Annotated in this window: 12 protein-coding genes and 1 rRNA gene; 3 read left to right on the top strand and 10 right to left on the bottom strand. The window is 58.5% G+C overall.

Annotation, left to right across the window (positions count from 1 at the left end; translation table 11 throughout):
* Positions 1-82 precede the first annotated feature (82 nt).
* A 5S ribosomal RNA gene (gene rrf, locus KR541_RS00065) occupies positions 83-195 on the top strand.
* Between the two features lie 247 nt (positions 196-442).
* On the opposite strand, the gene KR541_RS00060 is transcribed toward rrf, so the two are convergent.
* The 7 genes from KR541_RS00060 to KR541_RS00030 form a co-directional block, all read right to left on the bottom strand.
* On the bottom strand, positions 443-688 hold the full coding sequence (locus KR541_RS00060; RefSeq protein ID WP_216089300.1) for a SymE family type I addiction module toxin: 246 nt from the start codon (positions 686-688) through the stop codon (positions 443-445).
* 373 nt (positions 689-1,061) lie between these two features.
* Entirely contained in the window at positions 1,062-1,790 is a 729-nt protein-coding gene (locus KR541_RS00055; RefSeq protein ID WP_216089299.1) for a M48 family metallopeptidase, read from the bottom strand.
* Positions 1,787-5,068, bottom strand: coding sequence for a type I restriction endonuclease subunit R (locus KR541_RS00050; RefSeq protein ID WP_216089298.1), 3,282 nt, complete (start codon positions 5,066-5,068; stop codon positions 1,787-1,789). The genes KR541_RS00055 and KR541_RS00050 overlap by 4 nt, the downstream gene beginning before the upstream one ends.
* Positions 5,065-6,297: a restriction endonuclease subunit S gene (locus tag KR541_RS00045; protein ID WP_216089297.1), complete on the bottom strand. Its 1,233-nt coding sequence runs from the start codon at positions 6,295-6,297 to the stop codon at positions 5,065-5,067. Before KR541_RS00045 ends, KR541_RS00050 begins: the two co-directional genes overlap by 4 nt.
* Positions 6,287-7,336, bottom strand: a complete 1,050-nt coding sequence (locus KR541_RS00040) for a virulence RhuM family protein (protein ID WP_216089296.1) — start codon at positions 7,334-7,336, stop codon at positions 6,287-6,289. The genes KR541_RS00045 and KR541_RS00040 overlap by 11 nt, the downstream gene beginning before the upstream one ends.
* Complete coding sequence (locus KR541_RS00035; protein WP_216089295.1) at positions 7,329-8,840, bottom strand: type I restriction-modification system subunit M; 1,512 nt, start codon at positions 8,838-8,840, stop codon at positions 7,329-7,331. The genes KR541_RS00040 and KR541_RS00035 overlap by 8 nt, the downstream gene beginning before the upstream one ends.
* Before the next feature lie 3 nt (positions 8,841-8,843).
* Positions 8,844-9,431 (bottom strand): restriction endonuclease subunit S, encoded by a 588-nt coding sequence (locus tag KR541_RS00030; protein WP_216089294.1) that lies wholly within the window; start codon positions 9,429-9,431, stop codon positions 8,844-8,846.
* A gap of 116 nt (positions 9,432-9,547) precedes the next feature.
* Between KR541_RS00030 and KR541_RS00025 the strand changes: the two genes are divergently transcribed.
* Together KR541_RS00025 and KR541_RS00020 are read left to right on the top strand one after the other, a co-directional pair.
* A complete protein-coding gene (locus KR541_RS00025; RefSeq protein ID WP_216089293.1) occupies positions 9,548-9,850 on the top strand; it encodes a DUF3892 domain-containing protein in 303 nt (100 codons plus the stop codon).
* Positions 9,851-9,922: 72 nt separating this feature from the next.
* Positions 9,923-11,008 carry a Shedu immune nuclease family protein gene (locus KR541_RS00020; RefSeq protein ID WP_216089292.1) on the top strand — a complete coding sequence of 362 codons (1,086 nt, stop codon included), beginning with the start codon at positions 9,923-9,925 and terminating at the stop codon, positions 11,006-11,008.
* Between the two features lie 416 nt (positions 11,009-11,424).
* On the opposite strand, the gene gyrB is transcribed toward KR541_RS00020, so the two are convergent.
* From gyrB to dnaA, 3 genes are all read right to left on the bottom strand, one after another.
* Positions 11,425-13,899, bottom strand: a complete 2,475-nt coding sequence (gyrB, locus tag KR541_RS00015; protein ID WP_021163999.1) for a DNA topoisomerase (ATP-hydrolyzing) subunit B — start codon at positions 13,897-13,899, stop codon at positions 11,425-11,427.
* A gap of 191 nt (positions 13,900-14,090) precedes the next feature.
* Positions 14,091-15,197 carry a DNA polymerase III subunit beta gene (gene dnaN, locus KR541_RS00010; RefSeq protein ID WP_089487990.1) on the bottom strand — a complete coding sequence of 369 codons (1,107 nt, stop codon included), beginning with the start codon at positions 15,195-15,197 and terminating at the stop codon, positions 14,091-14,093.
* 170 nt (positions 15,198-15,367) lie between these two features.
* On the bottom strand, positions 15,368-16,945 hold a 1,578-nt coding region (gene dnaA / locus KR541_RS00005; RefSeq protein ID WP_216089291.1), incomplete at its 5' end, for a chromosomal replication initiator protein DnaA.

Genomic DNA, 16,945 nt, shown 5'->3' with positions numbered 1-16,945 from the left:
CTCGTGTGTGATACACACAACCTAATTACTGCTTCTTCCAAGATTGGTTCTGTTGGCCACGCCAGCAGAACAACCCCCTTTGCCTGATGACCATAGCGAGTCGGTCCCACCCCTTCCCATCCCGAACAGGACCGTGAAACGACTCTACGCCGATGATAGTGCGGATTCCCGTGTGAAAGTAGGTAATCGTCAGGCTCCCTAAGCCAAGAACCCCCGCCCGACAAGGCGGGGGTTTTTGCATTGGCGCGGCGGAAATGTGTGGTGTGCCCGGCGTAGATCACACCTCGTGCCGAATAGCTACACGGCAGCGGACCTGAGTGACTGGCTCACTGCTGTCTCAGAACGATCGTCGCTTGTCACAGTTACTAACGGTATGGAGCATCGGGTACCGAGCTTCCAGACGGATAGTGACTTGCGACGCCGACCATCGGCAGTGCGGCGATCAAATCGGCGTGATGATGAGTCGCTTGTCCTCGACGGTAATCCGGACGCGTTCTCCAGCCTCGAATCCCGCGTCCTCAAGCCATACTCCAGCCAATTTGATCCACGGGTAATACGTCGTGTTCAGTTTCCGGTGTGCTCTGATAGCACGGAGGACACGCGACAAGGAATGATGGCGCGCTGACTCTTGAACAGTGACGAAGCGTTCCGTTACGGGGGTACGTGACTTATGATTGGCCTTAGCCATTTCCGACTCCTGAGGTGAGTTGGTTGTGGTCAGCGGGTCGTATGGGTGGCAGCCCATGCGGCCCGCGCTTTTTGCGGTGATACCGGGTCAGTCTACGCGAAGAAGAACGCCTTATGAGGCCAATACGCGCGAACTGGCTGAACGGTATAGGGACCATTAGCCACTTGGAACTTCGTTTTGCTAAGCGAAGCGACTAGCGACGAAACCGTGGGTGATGATCCGAATGAAGGATGCTCGATATCGAGAGCGGATGAAGAACAAATATGTGGCGGACCGGACCGGGTGTGTCATTAATAGCGACAGGATCCGGCATCCGTGCCACAAAAAATAAAAACAGCTACAACCGCTCGCGTTGAGGCTCTCTGGCAGCCCATTACCGATTGAGTAAGAGCTCGGCCAAGTCGTCAAGCTCCGCCTTTCGAGCCTCCCAATCCGGCAAGGCTCGGGCCAGATGCCTGTAGAAGCGTTCGCTATGGTTGTGCTCCCGGAGGTGGCACAGTTCATGAACCACGACGTACTCGATGCACGGCCTAGGCGCCTTGATCAGATGTGGATTGAGCAAGATTTCGCCCTTCGGCGAGCAACTGCCCCACTGGGTTCGCATTGACAGCAAACGCATTGGCGGTAATACACGGCGGAGACCCGTTCGTGGTGCCATCTCTGAGAGAACCTTGGCATAGATGTCCGCCGCACGTTGCCTGTACCAATCTTCCAGCAATTTGCGGACAGTCAACGCGTCTGGCCTCACTACCGTGATCTCGAGTCGGCCGCGCCACAGGCGCACACCCGGCTCCGCACCTTCAACTGGCAAGACCTTCAGCATGTGGCGCCGACCGAGATAGAAGTGCGTTTCGCCACTCACGTACTCACGGGGAAGGACGTGAATCCTTCGTGACTTCACTGCTTGCAGTTGCTGCCACACCCAAGCCGCACGTTGCCTTACCGCTTGCTTGACCTGTGGCAACGTTGCACCCTCAGGCGCATCGACGTGAACCGAACCATCTGGCGTGACGTGGATAGATACGCGTCTTGCCGGGCGCGGCAGATGCCTCAGGGAAAAGCGTATCTGCTGATCTCCGTAGGCCACGGCGTATTGCGTCACGTCATGCTCCGAGCCAAGCCAACTCGGGTGACTTGAATCACCTGATCGATGGCTTCCTTGGCTATGTCGAGCCCCATCAATCCGAAGAGCTTCGGGAGCAATGCCTTGCGGATGGCTGCCTCAATGTTCTGTGGATTCAGTGAATGCTCGGCCACGGCTTGCTGCACCACGGCATCGATTTCTTTGGCCTGCCCAATCCATACTGCTTGATCTGTATGTGCGAACGCATCTTTGCCAAGCACCAATCGGCAGATACCAAAGTACGCGCGAACGTGCTTGTTATCACTCAGCTCCGCTGGCAGACCGTCGATGTCTCGTGCTTCCACTTGTTCTTCGAACTTCTTGAACAAGGCGTACTGCTTCAACGGGTGATCGAACATAGCCTCAGCCTCGGCGATGGCCTGCTTCAGCAAATCAGCAAACACTTTCTGCGCATAGGGATCGTCGGCCAGATCCTGCTCGATCGTCTTCTTGAGACGCGTGCGGATCATGTCCGTCTCGTTGCGTGTCTTTTCTTCGCTCCATTGCTCGGCGGCCTCAGGCTGCCCAAGCTGATGAACCAGGTAAACCCCCTCGGGCTCGCGAATCTGGCTGCCGATCACTTGCTTGTCCACCAGGCGGCGGATCTGCTCCTCATAGACGCTGTAGTCAACCGTCTCCAATGCATCCTGGCGAGCGATCGTGCGCAGGCCGATGAAGAAGCGCAGGTCTTCCTTGTATCGATGGACATCCGCCTCGGAGAAGCTGTGGTCCTCAAAAAAACTTCGTGAAGACAAGGCGGTTTGAAGGCAAAGGCCGAACGCGGTCAGTGCTCTGTAGAAGTCGTCACGAACCTTCTGGCGCGTGTCGTAGGTCTGGCCGTCCTCATCCTCCGCATAGCGCGGCATCAGCAGCTGCCTGTACTGCTCCAGATCCTGCTTGTTCTGCACCTCGGCAAAGATCGCCCACAGCTCATCGTGCAGGCCAGGTAAGCGCTTGTACTCGGTGCTCATCTGCTGATACAGACCTTCGATGTCTGCCAGCTCGTAGCCGCCTTGCGTGCGACTCTCCAAATCTTGGTAGGCACGTACGGCCGTGTCCAGCTCTTTCAAGATGCCACGGTAGTCCACCAGCACGCCGTAACGCTTTGCCTCGTGCAGGCGGTTCACACGTGCCACCGCTTGAATGAGGTTGTGCTCCTTCAAGGGCTTGTCGATGTAAAGCACCGTGTTGCGCGGCTCATCAAAGCCGGTCAGCAACCGATCCACCACGATCAACAGATCCGGTTCGCCGTCACCACCAAAGTCCTGCAAGACTTGTTGTTCATAGCCATCGGCGTTCTTGCCTACGTGGGTGTTCCACCACTTCTGAACTTCGGGCAGCTTGCTCTCGTCGACCTCGGTGTTACCTTCGCGACTGTCCGGGGCAGAAATGATGACGGCGCTGGATACTAACCCCGAGTCGTCGAGGTACTGCTTGTAGTGGATGGCTTCCAGCTTGCTGGCCGTGGCCACTTGCCCTTTGAGGCCCAAGCCGAGCTTCTTTATGTTCTCGTTGAAATGTTGGGCGATGTCCCAGGCAATGAGTTCAATCCGGTTCACGGCGCCGTACACGGCTTGTTTGCTAGCGAACTTGCGCTTGAGGTCTGCCGCCTGCTCGGGGCTGAGGCCCGCCGTGATACGGTCAAACCAGCGGTTGACAGCCTCTTCGTTGATCGTCAACTCTGGCACGCGCTCTTCGTACAGCAGAGGTGTCACCGTGCCATCTTCCACGGCACGCTGCATGGTGTAGGCATGCACGATGGGGCCGAACTTGTTGGCCGTCTTACCTTTCTTCAGCAAGGGCGTTCCGGTGAAAGCCACGTAGGCTGCGCGCGGCAGAGCCTTGCGCATGCGCTCGTGGGTTTCACCGCCGTGGCTGCGGTGACCCTCGTCCACCAGCACGATCACGTCTGCCGATGGGTTGTAGCACTCGGGCAGCTTGGAGGCGGTTGCGAACTTGTGGATCAGGGTGAAGATGATGCGCTCGGAGCCTTGGCCGATGCGCTTGGCCAGCTCGCGGCCCGAGCTCACCTTGGCTTTCTCACCGTCCTTCTTAGTGGCCACGGCTGAACCGAAGGCGCCGCTGTTCATGAAGTTGCGTGCTAGTTGGTCTTCCAGGTCCAGACGGTCGGTTACTACAATCACGCGACAGGTCTGAGTGTTCTGGTGCAACACCAGCGCCTTGGTCAGGAAGATCATGGTGAAGCTCTTGCCCGAGCCTGTGGTGTGCCACACCACACCGCCTTCTCGCCCCCCATCTGGCGTGCGCTGGTTGACGCGCTCCAGCAGGGCCCGAATGCCGAAAAACTGCTGGTAGCGAGCCACCACCTTGCCCACCTTGCGATCAAACAAGACGAACAGGCGCAGGTACTCCAGCAAGCGCTGCGGATGCAGCATGGCCGCCAGCAAGCGATCTTGATCGGTCGGGAGAAGCGGCTGTGCCCAAAGTTCACGGAAATAGGTTTGAAGCTTGGCCGGCTTGTCTGCCAGCAACGTGGCCTCTGCTTCAGTACTGAGCGGCCGATTCTTCCACTCGCTCAGCTGTGCGTCGCCAAACTGCTCTTCACGCCAGCGTGCCCAGAATTTCAAGGGCGTGCCGGTGGTGCCATAGCGCCCCTCGGTGTGGCTCACGGCCAGCAGTAACTGGGCGTAGGCAAAGAGCTGAGGGATCTCGTCAGGCCGCTGGTTGCGCAACTGCTGGCTGATGCCTTCGTCGACCATGGCTTGCCCTGCGTGGGTGGCGTCAGGACGCTTGGCCTCGATCACCACCAAAGGCAAGCCGTTCACATAGGCCACCACATCGGGTGCGCGGTAGTGTGTGCCGTGGGTGGACAACACCTCCAACTCTTCGGTCACGTCCCAGCGGTTGGCAGCAGCATCGTTCCAGTCCACGAGGGCAATGGTCGGCTGGTGCCTCTTTCCATCGGACATGAACTCGGTGACGGTCACACCCAGCGTGAGTATTTGGTAGACACGCTCGTTGGCTGACAACAGGCCCTCGGGCAGGTTCACCGTCTGCACTTGACGCAGGATCTGATCGATGCCGCTGGGCGAGAGCGGGAACCATTCGCCCTTGTAGTCGAAGCGGCGGGTTTGCAGCACTTCGATCAGGCGCGTTTTGAGGATGACCTCGCGCGTGCTGCCGCGCAAGGCCAGTGCCTGGGCTGTGGTCAGGAAACTCCAGCCCAAGTTGATGAGCAGGTGAAGCGCTGGAATGTGGGCGCTGTATTGCTCGCGAGTTTGAGGGGGGGCGCTCATGCGGCCTCCGGTTCTGCCATCGAGTTGGCCACGCGAACGCGCCGTTTGCCTGTCAACAAGTCAGCCAAAAGGACACGCTTTTGCAACCGCAGCGCATCTAAATCTTCTTGTAGCAACCGTGCTTGTTCTGACGCAGCCATCAGTACATCTGCAATGTATTCCTGACGTGCCAGAGGTGGCACCGGAACAGTGACATTCATGAAATCTGCTGGGCGGATGTTCAGAAGGCCGTTGTTTCTCACTCCTGTATTGACCAAGGCGCCTAACTGATCATGAAGGTAATCAGCTTCAAACAGAAACTTGAAGTAGTCTGGATGACAGCGCTCGTCGAGCTGGAAGCAAACGTAGACATGAGGCACTAAGCCCGTGTCGTAGTTCTCCAATGGAAAGACACAACCAAACTCATAGAGTTTGGAATTGCCCTTGTTGTAAGCAAACTCTCCGCGTTTCAACAAAATGTAGTCGTTCAAGCTCTTGCCAGCCATGAAGCGGCTGTACTTCTGGTTTTGCTGTACAAAACCTGACCCAGAAGAAATCATCAGAATGGGATGCTCATCTCCATCGCTGTCCCGTTTCACCCGCTCGGAAATATCAGACAGGCAATATTTGTCTACTTGCGCTTCGCTTTGAAACAGCAAGTGCTGTATGAGTGCCTGCTTCTGCTTGCGGCTGTTGGTAAGGAGCTTTTCTGTCGTAGTAATAGCAGCGTCCCACGTGTAAATCACCCGCGCAATGCGACACTGCTCTTCATATGAAGGAAGAATGACTGGGAAGCTTTTGAGCTGAGTAGAGTTCAGCGATGAAAGACCCGTTGATCCTTTGGCACAAGATAGGAAGTAACCGCGGCCGTATGGGGATTGAACCTGCAACTCTAAGAATTCAGGTAGCAACGGTCCATTCGTATGTGTTCGCACAGCAAACACATGGTTCTGGTGAACAGCTTCTGGGATTTGGCCGCGCCATAAGCAACCGCGCCCGAGGTTTTCGGGATTTCCATTGCCTTCGATCAGCAGCAGGTCGCCTGATTGCAAGGTGTATCGCGGCATTTGACTAGCTGGTACGTCAATCTCTTGAACGTCCGACAAGTCCAGGGCTCCGTCTTGAACGTTTGCGACCCTGAGGTACGGACGTTTCAGAGTCGCTCCCTCTCGGCGCGCATTTTTGGACAACCCCGTGCGGACTTCTGCAACGGTGTGCAGAGGGACCTGTTTCCATCCCTTAGGCAGCATTTTTCCCTCCCTTGCCGCTCTTGCGTCGACTACTCAGTTGCTTCTCGACCTGTTCTAGCTCTCGCATCTCTGCGCGATCAGCCTCCAGCGCTTCTGCATAGCGGCGTGCCACATCGAACTGCTCATAGCGTTCGTGCGCAATCGTCGTCATGGCCTGATGGCTCATGCGGCCCGGGCCCTGTAATACGGCCTGCTCGTTGAAGGCCATGAAGCTGTCCACATAGGCTTGCCAGTCGGTCATGCGCAGGTCTTTGCGCTGCATGGCGCGCAGCTCGGCAAAGTCCAGGAACATGCTAACGATGCGGTTGAGCTGGTCCAGCTCTTCGGCGTTCAGGTAGTTCTTGGCCACGGTCACGTCACTCTTGCGCACACGGCCGCCCTTCCAGGAAGTGAGCGCCATGTTGGGCCGGGTGGGGTCAGCTCGCTGCACGATCAACTCAGCGGCCGTGTGGCCCGTCACAGCGAAGAACATCTTGTTCTGCACCTCGGCGAAGAAAAGGCCTGTGGCCTGGCCATCGTCCGCGTAGTCCACCGACAGCGCAAACAGGTCACGCACCTTTTGGTAGAAGCGCTTTTCCGACGAGCGTATGTCGCGGATGCGCTGGAGCAGCTCGTCGAAGTAATCCCAGCGGTCGCCGCCCTTCAGGCGCTCGTCGTCCATGACGAAGCCTTTGATCAGGTACTCCTTGAGGTGGGTCGTGGCCCACTGGCGGAATTGGGTGCCGCGTGGCGACTTCACCCGGTAACCGACGGCCAAGATCATGTCGAGGTTGTAGAGCTTGACCGTTCGACGGACCTGGCGGCTGCCCTCAGTTCGAACTATTAAGTCATCTTTAACAGTTCGAACTTCGCTCAACTCTCCCTCATCAAGCACGTTTTTGATGTGAATGTTGATGTTCGGGATGGAAGTCTGGAAGAGTTCGGCGAGCTCGGCCTGGCTGAGCCAGACGGTGCCGTCCTCGGCGCGTAGGAAGAACTGCGCCGAGCCATCCTCGGTGGCGTAGAACACCAGCTCGGCGCGTGGTGTCGGCTCATTCATAGCCCAGCTCCTTCAAGTAGCCGGCCATCTTTTCCTCCAATAGGGCCAGCTCTGCTTTGAGCTTCAGGCGCTCTTCGCGCACGGCTTTCAGGTCGATGGCCTCGGCCTCTTCGAACGTGTCCACGTAGCGCGGGATGTTGAGGTTGAACTCGTTCTCGGCAATCTCAGCCGGGCTGGCCAGATAGGCGTACCTCTCGACGCTTTGCCTTGCGCGCACGGTTTGTTCGATGCGGTCCAGGTCCTGCGGGCGCAGTACGTTCTGGTTCTTGCCGTCTTGGTAGTCGCGGCTGGCATCGATGAAGAGCACCTTGTCATCGGCCTTCTTTTTGCGCAGCACCAGGATGGCGGCAGGAATTCCCGTGCCATAGAACAGCTTCTCGGGCAGACCGATGACTACATCGAGCAGGTTCTCTTCGATCAGCTTTTGACGGATCTTGCCTTCGGCAGCGCCGCGGAAGAGAACCCCATGCGGCACCACCACGGCCATGCGGCCCGTGCCGGGCTTCATGGTTTCGACCATGTGCAGGATGAAGGCGTAGTCTGCCTTGGTGCGGGGAGGTACGCCACGGCGAAAACGCTTGTAGGGATCATCTGAGGCCGCCTCATGGCCCCACTTTTCCAACGAAAACGGGGGGTTGGCAACGACGATGTCAAAGTGCTTGAGCAAGCCCTTGCCATCGAGCAGCTTGGGGTTGCGCAGCGTGTCGCCCCATTCGATGCGGTGGTTGTCCTCTGCATGCAGGAACATGTTCATCTTGGCCAGCGCCCAGGTGCCGCCGATGGCCTCTTGCCCGAAAAGCGCGTACTTTCGGCTACCAGCCCGGGCACGGATGAGCTGACCACACTTCATCAGCAGGGAGCCTGAGCCGCAGGTCGGGTCACAGATTTCGTCCCCTTCCCGCGGCGCCATCAGGCGGGCCATGAGTTGGGACACTTCCGGTGGCGTATAGAACTCGCCGGCCTTCTTGCCGCTGGTGGAGGCGAAGTTCTTGATCAGGAACTCATAGGCGTTGCCGATCACGTCGAGGGTGCCCACTCGGCTCTCACGAAGATCGAGCTCGGGCTTGGCAAAGTCCTCCAGCAGGTGCCGCAGGATGTCGTTCTTCTGCGCCTCGTCCCCCAACTTGGTCGAGTTGAAGCTGATGTCTTGGAATACGTCTCGCAGCTTGGCCAGGTTGGCTTCTTCGATGGCATGCAAGGCCTTGTCGATACGCTCGCCATTGCCGGGCTGATGACGGGCTTCGTGTAAGGCGTAGAAATTCGCGCTGCGAGGCAGGACAAAGCGTTCGTTCTTCAGCAGCTCTTCAATCAGCGCCGGGTGGTCACCGTGTTCAGCCTTGTAGCGGTCATAGTGGTCCTGCCAGACATCGGAGATGTACTTCAGAAAGAGCATGGTCAGGACGTAGTCCTTGTAGATGCTCGGGTCCACCGTGCCACGGAACGTGTCGCAGGCGTTCCAGACGGCGGCGTTGATCGAGTCTTGCTGAATGGGCGTAGCGCTCATGGGTCAGTTGGCGTGGGATTCGTCGGAAAAGAGGGCAAGCGCCAGCGCGTCGAGCTGCCGCTGTCGGTTGCGGATCAGGGTATGAAATTGTCGTTCCTCGTGCGTCGCCGCTTCGGCCAACGACACAACAAGGTGTTGCTGCTCAAGCGGCGGCAGGGCCAAAGGTAACGCTTCGAGCACAGGACGGCGGATGCTCAGCTGGTCGGAGCCTTCTGCGTAGCTGGTCAGGTAGCGCTGAGCCGGGGCCCGGTTGATTTGCCAGGCCAAGAACTCAGGCAGCAGCGTCGGCGACTTGATGCGAATCAAGAAGAAAGTTGGGGAACACACTGTTGGCTTGGGCACGTCCCGCAAGCAAACGGCGTAGTTACGTGCGCCACGGGCGACAAACACGACATCGCCCGGCTCCAGCCATTGCACGGGTTTGCCGGTGTCGACCTCGGTGCGAACGAGTCCGTCCCAAGCCACTTCGCCGCTGGGGCTGAGATCGCGCATCTGCAATGCAAACGCATTGCCAGACTCCACGAAGGGCACGCTACCCCGGAAAGGGTGCCCTGCTTGTACGTCAGCCAGACTCTTGAGGATCCAGTTCATTGTGCATAAATCCAATTGATGCTGCATTTTGCTTGCGCGTGACCCGGAAAGCAATTACATTGCACTTTGAGTTGCATCATCTAGATTGATGCACAATCATTGAAAGGGGATCCAAAGTGAACGACTACGAAGTGAACTGCGTGAACAAGCCGAACCGCAACAGCCGGCACGAGCACATCACGCACATCGGGCACACCGGCAACAAGTGGCGCCTCACCCGTGAGGCGGCTATCACCCGTATCGAGTCCAAGACCGAAGCGTTCTACACGGTGGACAAAGCCACCGGAAAGCGCATCTACATCGGCGTTGTACGTGAAGCGGGCAAGGTGCCTTACTTGCGCACCTACGCGGATGGCAAATGGAACGACAACCTTCTGGCGCAAAACGAGTGTGGCGCAGCGTGCAAGTTCATTGGCTGATTGCAAATAGCCAACTCGACTGAAATCGAGTTTTATTTTCGATATTTAAAATATTTGCATTGGTGGAAAGAAATGAAAGTAAGTGACTTCGTACACCGTTATCCTACAACCGTTGGCACTCGCAGAGATGGAATATGTCGAGTAAGACTGTTTGTGGCAGATCCATCTATGGTCATTGCGTTGTTAACTGATATTGGAGACATAAATTCTGGGGCTTCCGTGACCAATTCCATTGAGAGTGTATGTCGATCTTTAATCGGAAGAGGGCTTGTCCCTGCCGATTGTCAATTCATCGAGCATTACCACGAAAACTCGTTTCGCGGCAGTACATTTGATTTGGTAACCCTAGGAAAGGACGATGCGCCGAGCTGGAAACCAATTGCGCCATCGGAGGTCGAGATACTTCTTAAATGTGATTCGGATGAGTTGAATTCAAAAATTGAAAACAACAAACAATTGTTGCAAGAGGCTGATCGCATCAGGTTTGAGATTGATCCGCACATTGATTCACCTTGGCCGGAGAATCACGAAAAAACATTGCGCAGAAATCAAATTGAACTCCACATGATTTCCAAGCGCAATCTGGCGGAGCTTGTGAAAAATGGGGCAACAGAGCAAGAGCTTCAAACTCTATTGAAACAAGATCTTTCAATATTTGGAGAGATTTACGCAGACCCAAAGGAAGAATACATTTGCTTTTCAGAGTTTCCGCTGGAGAATGGTCGTGTAGACTTCGTCATCTTCTCTGGAAGATCCAGAATGGATATCACCTTCATTGAGATAAAGGGTGCTGATTTTTACCTACTAAATCAAGGGCATTACAATAAATTTTCTGGAAAAATTGAAGAGGCCACTGATCAAATCAGAGTCCGACTTAGGCATGCAATTGAGGATATCAAAGGCTTTAGACGGAGGGCTCATCAAATTAGAATGCAAGTTGAGAATGGTGGGTCAGCGCACAATTCACTTATGGGGCCAGAGGGTCGACTGGAAGTGGACCCCGATAAAGACATAAATATCAGATGCGTTGTTATCGGCGGAAGAACAAAAGATGACGTCGAAGAGAGTAAGAAACGTCACGATTTTGAACGGAGCACTCATCCGTCAATTCGAATTGAATCGTGGGACACTTGGCTTCGAAAACTTAGGCGTGAGTAAAAGTTTCAATGGCGGTGCCAACAGCGGTTGAAGGAAGCTTAGAATGCATCCGCGATCGCCGGATTCCTCAAGCAGCAAGGTTGACACACAAAATCGCATTCAAGCTCCTTAGCCATTCGCTGGAGCTACTTGATGTTTTGACCGCCGTGCTTCGCTCACCGACCTTTCACGCCAGCAACAGAGTTTGGACCGAATGGCAGCTTGCCGATACCCACGGTCAGCAGGCTTGCCGTCTACGATCGGTTCATGCTGCTGCTCAAGACCCCCTTCGATTAAGTTTGGTCCAAAGTCACGGACCAAAACTATCTAAAATGAAAGAAAATGGCCCGGTTTTTCCGGGCCATTTCATGTTATGTGGCACAAATTTTTCACTAACTTGGCACGGACTTCACTTTTTGTGGCGCCCGACACAAAAATCAAACGTCAATATTCCCCGCCCGCAACGCATTCGACTCAATAAACGCCCGCCGCGGCTCCACATCATCCCCCATGAGGGTAGTAAAGATCCCATCCGCCGCAATCGCGTCTTCGATCTGCACGCGCAGCAGTCGCCGCACTGCCGGGTCCATCGTCGTTTCCCACAGCTGCTCGGGGTTCATCTCGCCGAGCCCCTTATAGCGCTGCTTCGAGACATTGCGTTCAGCATCCGCCAGCAGCCACTTCATCGCGCTCTTGAAGTCCGCCACGGCCATGCTGCGCTCACCGCGCTTGATGACCGCACCTTCCCCGATGAGCCCCTTGAACGTATTCGCGGTGGTCACGAGCTGCTGATAATCCGCCGTGTGCTGGAATTCCTGGTCGATGACCGAAACTCGCACGTTGCCATGATGCGTCCGCTCGACGTGCAGCGCCCGCTGTTCGCGAACCGCGTCATACGAAGGCACAACCCGCACTTCGTTCTTCAGCGCTTCGTCATGCAACGCAGCATGCAGCGCCTTAGCCGAAGCCTCGGTCGAAGCCTCATTGGAGAGATCGATCACCACCCCGTCCATGACCGCTTCCAGCGCGGCCGGGTCATACAACCGGCTCAACCGCTCGATCACGCTCTGCGACAGCAGATACGACCGCGCCAGCTCCCCAAGCGCATCACCCGAAATCGCCGCCGCATTCTCACCCGGCACCAGCTCCGACCCTTGCAGCGCCAACCGCAGCATATGCGCGTTGAGCTCCACGTCATCCTTCAGATACCGCTCGTCCTTGCCCGCCTTGATCTTGTAAAGCGGCGGCTGCGCGATATACACGTACCCGCGCTCGATCATGTCCGGCATCTGGCGATAGAGGAACGTGAGCAGCAGCGTCCGGATGTGCGCACCGTCCACGTCCGCGTCGGTCATGATGATGATGCGGTGATAGCGCAGCTTGTCGAGGTTGTAGTCTTCCTTGCCGATCCCGCACCCAAGCGCGGTCACGAGCGTGACGATCTGTTCCGACGACAGCAGCTTGTCGTAGCGCGCCTTCTCGACGTTCAGCACCTTGCCGCGCAGCGGCAGGATCGCCTGGAACTTCCGGTCACGCCCTTGCTTCGCCGAGCCACCTGCCGAGTCACCCTCGACGATGTAGATTTCGCACTTCGCCGGGTCTTTCTCCTGGCAGTCCGCGAGCTTGCCCGGCAGGCCGACGCCGTCGAGCACGCCCTTGCGGCGCGTCATCTCGCGAGCCTTCCGCGCCGCATCACGCGCCCGAGCAGCCTCAACGATCTTCCCGCAGATGATCTTCGCGTCGATCGGCGTTTCCAGCAGGAACTCTTCGAGCGCCTTCGCCACAACTTCTTCAACCGGCGCACGAACCTCGGACGAAACCAGCTTGTCCTTCGTCTGCGAGCTGAACTTCGGCTCCGGCACCTTCACGGAGAGCACGCACGACAGCCCTTCGCGCATGTCGTCGCCGGTCGTCTCGACCTTCGCCTTCTTCGCGATTTCGTTGTCGGTGATGTACTTGTTGATGACGCGCGTCATCGCGGCCCGCAGGCCGGTCAGGTGCGTGCCGCCGTCGCGCTGCGGAATGTTGTTCGTGAAGCACAGCACGTTTTCGTTGTAGCTGTCGTTCCACTGCATCGCGACTTCGACGCCCACGCCATCCTTCTCGCCGTTGGCGAAGAACACGGTCGGGTGCAGGTTGGTCTTCGTCTTGTTGATGTACTCGACGAAGCCCTTCACGCCGCCGGCGAATGCGAAATCGTCTTCCTTGCCCGAACGCAGATCGGTGAGGCGAATCCGCACACCGTTGTTCAGGAACGAGAGCTCACGCATCCGCTTCGCGAGGATGTCGTAGTGATACTCGACCGTGCCGAAAATGGTCGGATCGGCCATGAAGTGCACTTCGGTGCCGCGGTTCTCGGTGTCGCCGGTCACGAGCATCGGCGACACTTCCACGCCGTCCACCACCTCGAGCACGCGATCCTGCGCAACACCGCGATGGAACTCCATGAACCGCTTCTTGCCGTCGCGGCGCACGGTGAGGCGCAGCCAGCTCGACAGCGCGTTCACGCACGACACGCCCACGCCGTGCAGGCCGCCGGACACCTTGTAGCTGTTCTGGTCGAACTTGCCGCCGGCGTGCAGCTCCGTCATCACGATTTCAGCAGCGCTGCGCTTCGGCTCGTGCTTGTCGTTCATCTTCACGTCGGTCGGAATCCCGCGGCCGTTGTCGGTCACGGAAATCGAGTTGTCGGCGTGAATCGTCACGTGGATGTCGTTGCAGTACCCGGCCAGCGCTTCGTCGATCGAGTTGTCGAGCACCTCGAACACGAGGTGGTGCAGACCGGTGCCGTCCGACGTGTCGCCGATGTACATCCCGGGGCGCTTGCGCACCGCTTCCAGACCTTCGAGGATCTGGATCGACGAGGCGCCGTAGCTGCTGTTATCGGGTTGCGAATTGTGCTGTTCACTCATGGATATCTTCCGGTTCTGCGGGGCCACTCTCGTGGCGGCGCGGTGCGTTTCAGCGAGAAATCGCCGGGCCGCTCCAGTTTCCTGGCCCGCCCCAAGTGCCGAAAAGGCACCAAAAGGGCGGGTTGTCGGTTCGCCATAAAAACGCCAAAGGGGCTTGCCGCCCCCTGGTGTGTGTCGCGATGTCGAGCGCGTCAGATGCGCATCGGCATCACGACATACTTGAACTCGTCGTTCTCGGGCACGGTGATCAGCGCGCTCGAGCTGGCGTCGCCGAGGCTCACCTGCACGGTGTCGACCTTCAGGTTCGCGAGCACGTCGAGCAGATACGTGACGTTGAAGCCGATGTCGACGGTATCGCCCTGGTAGGCGATTTCCAGTTCTTCCTGCGCCTCTTCCTGATCGGCGTTGGTCGACATGATCTTCAGCTGGCCCGGCGCGATGATGCAGCGCACGCCCTTGAACTTGTCCGAGGTGAGGATGGCCGCGCGCTGCAGCGAACGCTGCAGCTCTTCACGGCCGATCTCGAACGAATTCTTGTGCGCCTTCGGGATCACGCGCTGGAAGTCGGGGAACTTGCCCTCGACGAGTTTCGACACGAGCTCGACCTGGCCGAACGTGAACTTGGCCTGGGTTTGCGCGATGTCGATGGTGACGGTGTCGTCGATGTCTTCGAGCAGGCGTTGCAGCTCGAGAATCGTCTTGCGCGGCACGATGACTTCCTGGCGGCCGAACGTGCCGCCTTCGAGCTTCATCGACGAGAACGCGAGGCGGTGGCCGTCGGTGGCCACGGCCATCAGCTGGTCGCCGTCGACGACGAGCAGCATGCCGTTCAGGTAGTAGCGGATGTCCTGCTGCGCCATCGCGAAGTGCACCATGCCGAGCAACTGGCGGAACGACTTCTGCGGGACGGTGAGCGTGGCGCCGAAATCCTTCGCCTGCGCGACGGTCGGGAACTCGTCGGCCGCCAGCGTCTGCAGTGCGAAACGGCTCTTGCCCGATTGAACGGTGAGGCGCTTGTCGGCGAGCGACAGCGTGACCTGGCCGTCAGGCATCGCGCGCAGGATGTCGAGCAGCTTGCGCGCCGCGACGGTGGTCGCGACCTGGTCGCCGCCGACGCCGAAATCGGCGCGCGTGGTGATCTGCAGCTCCAGGTCGGTCGACAGGAATGAAACGTCCGGGCCGTTCTTGGTGATCAGCAGGTTGGCGAGGATCGGCAACGTATGGCGGCGTTCGACGATGCCGCTGACCGTTTGCAGCGGCCTGAGGAGGGTGTCTCGTTCGGTCTTGACCAGTTGCATAGAGTTCCTTCGTTGAGTAACGGCCTGCAGCGCAGCAGCCTCGCAGCGCCCCGCCGGCCGGGCTCTTGGCCCGCCACCACCGGGGCGGTCAAACCAGTATTGTGCCTCAAAACCGAACCGCCCCCCTTAAATTGGGGCGGAGGCCGAATTATCAAGCGCGGCGCGCGCGCTCAGCCCTTCAGCGTCTGTTCCAGCACGTGCAGCTCGTGGTTGAGCTGCGCGTCCTTGCTGCGCTCGTCGGCGATCTTGCGCACCGCGTGCAGCACGGTGGTGTGATCGCGCCCGCCGAACAGCTCGCCGATTTCCGGCAGGCTCTTCTGCGTGAGTTCCTTCGCCAGGTACATCGCAATCTGCCGCGGCCGCGCGATGTTCGCGGGGCGCTTCTTCGAATACATATCCGCGACCTTGATGTTGTAGAAGTCGGCGACGGTCTTCTGGATGTTCTCGACCGAAATCTGCCGGTTCTGCACGGTCAGCAGGTCCTTCAGCGCTTCCTTGGTCAGCTCGATCGAGATCTCGCGGCCGTGGAACTTCGAATACGCGAGGATCTTGCGCAGCGCGCCTTCGAGCTCGCGCACGTTCGAGCGCAGATGCTTCGCGACGAAGAACGCGACGTCTTCCGACAGGTTCACGCCCTCCGACTGCGCCTTGCGCATCAGGATCGCGACGCGCATTTCGAGCTCGGGCGGCTCGATCGCGACGGTGAGGCCCGAGTCGAAGCGCGAGATCAGGCGATCGTCGATGCCCGAGATTTCCTTCGGATACGTGTCGCTGGTGATGATCACCTGCGCCTTGTTCGCGACCAGCGCTTCGAACGCGTAGAAGAATTCCTCTTGCGTGCGCGACTTGCCGGAGAAGAACTGGATATCGTCGATCAGCAGCAGGTCGAGCGAATGGTAGTAGCGCTTGAAGTCGTCGAACGCCTTGCGCTGGTACGCCTTCACCACGTCCGATACGTATTGCTCGGCGTGGATGTAGCGGATTCGCGCGCCGGCCTTGTCGAGCAGCAGTTGGTTGCCGATCGCGTGGATCAGGTGGGTCTTGCCGAGGCCGACGCCGCCGTACAGGAACAGCGGGTTGTACGAGATGCCCGGGTTGTCCGCGACCTGGATCGCGGCGGCGCGCGCGAGCTGGTTCGCCTTGCCGGTCACGAAGTTGTCGAACGTGAGCACGGGGTTCAGCTTCGAACGTTCGTACATCGAATCGGCTTCGCCGCCGTTCGCGGGTGCGGCACCGGGGCCCGGGCGCCACGTGCGGCGGCCGGCTGCCGCTTCGTGTGCGGGCAGGCTCGGCAGGTCGATGTCGGCGTCGTCGGCGTTCAGGTGGTGCGCGGCGGCGGCCGATTGCGTCATCGGCACGTCGGCCGGCGCGGCGGGCGCAGCGGAAGCATTCGCGGTCAGGTTGGCGGCGATCGCGGCGACCGTCGCCGCCGGGCCGCTCGGGGCCAGCGGCGCACGCGGGGCGGCCGGCGCGACGCCCGCGGGGGCGCTGCGCATGCCGGCCTTCGGATCGAGGACGAACTGGACTTCGATCGGCGTGTTCCAGAATTCACGGGCCAGATCGCTGATCCGGCCCGAAAACTGGCTCTTGACCCAGTCCAGCTTGAAGCGGTTCGGCGCGGCGATGGACAGCGTGTTCGCCGACGCATCGAAGGCCACCGGGGCCAAGGGTTTGATCCACGTCACGTACTGCTGGGGCGTCAATTCGCGCTCCAGCAGTGCGGAACAGTGTTGCCAGAAATCGTTCAT

This window comes from Burkholderia sola (assembly GCF_905400185.1).
Lineage (GTDB): Bacteria > Pseudomonadota > Gammaproteobacteria > Burkholderiales > Burkholderiaceae > Burkholderia > Burkholderia sola.
The sequence above is the reverse complement of the archived record's forward strand: the minus strand, read 5'-3'. Positions and strand labels throughout refer to the sequence as shown.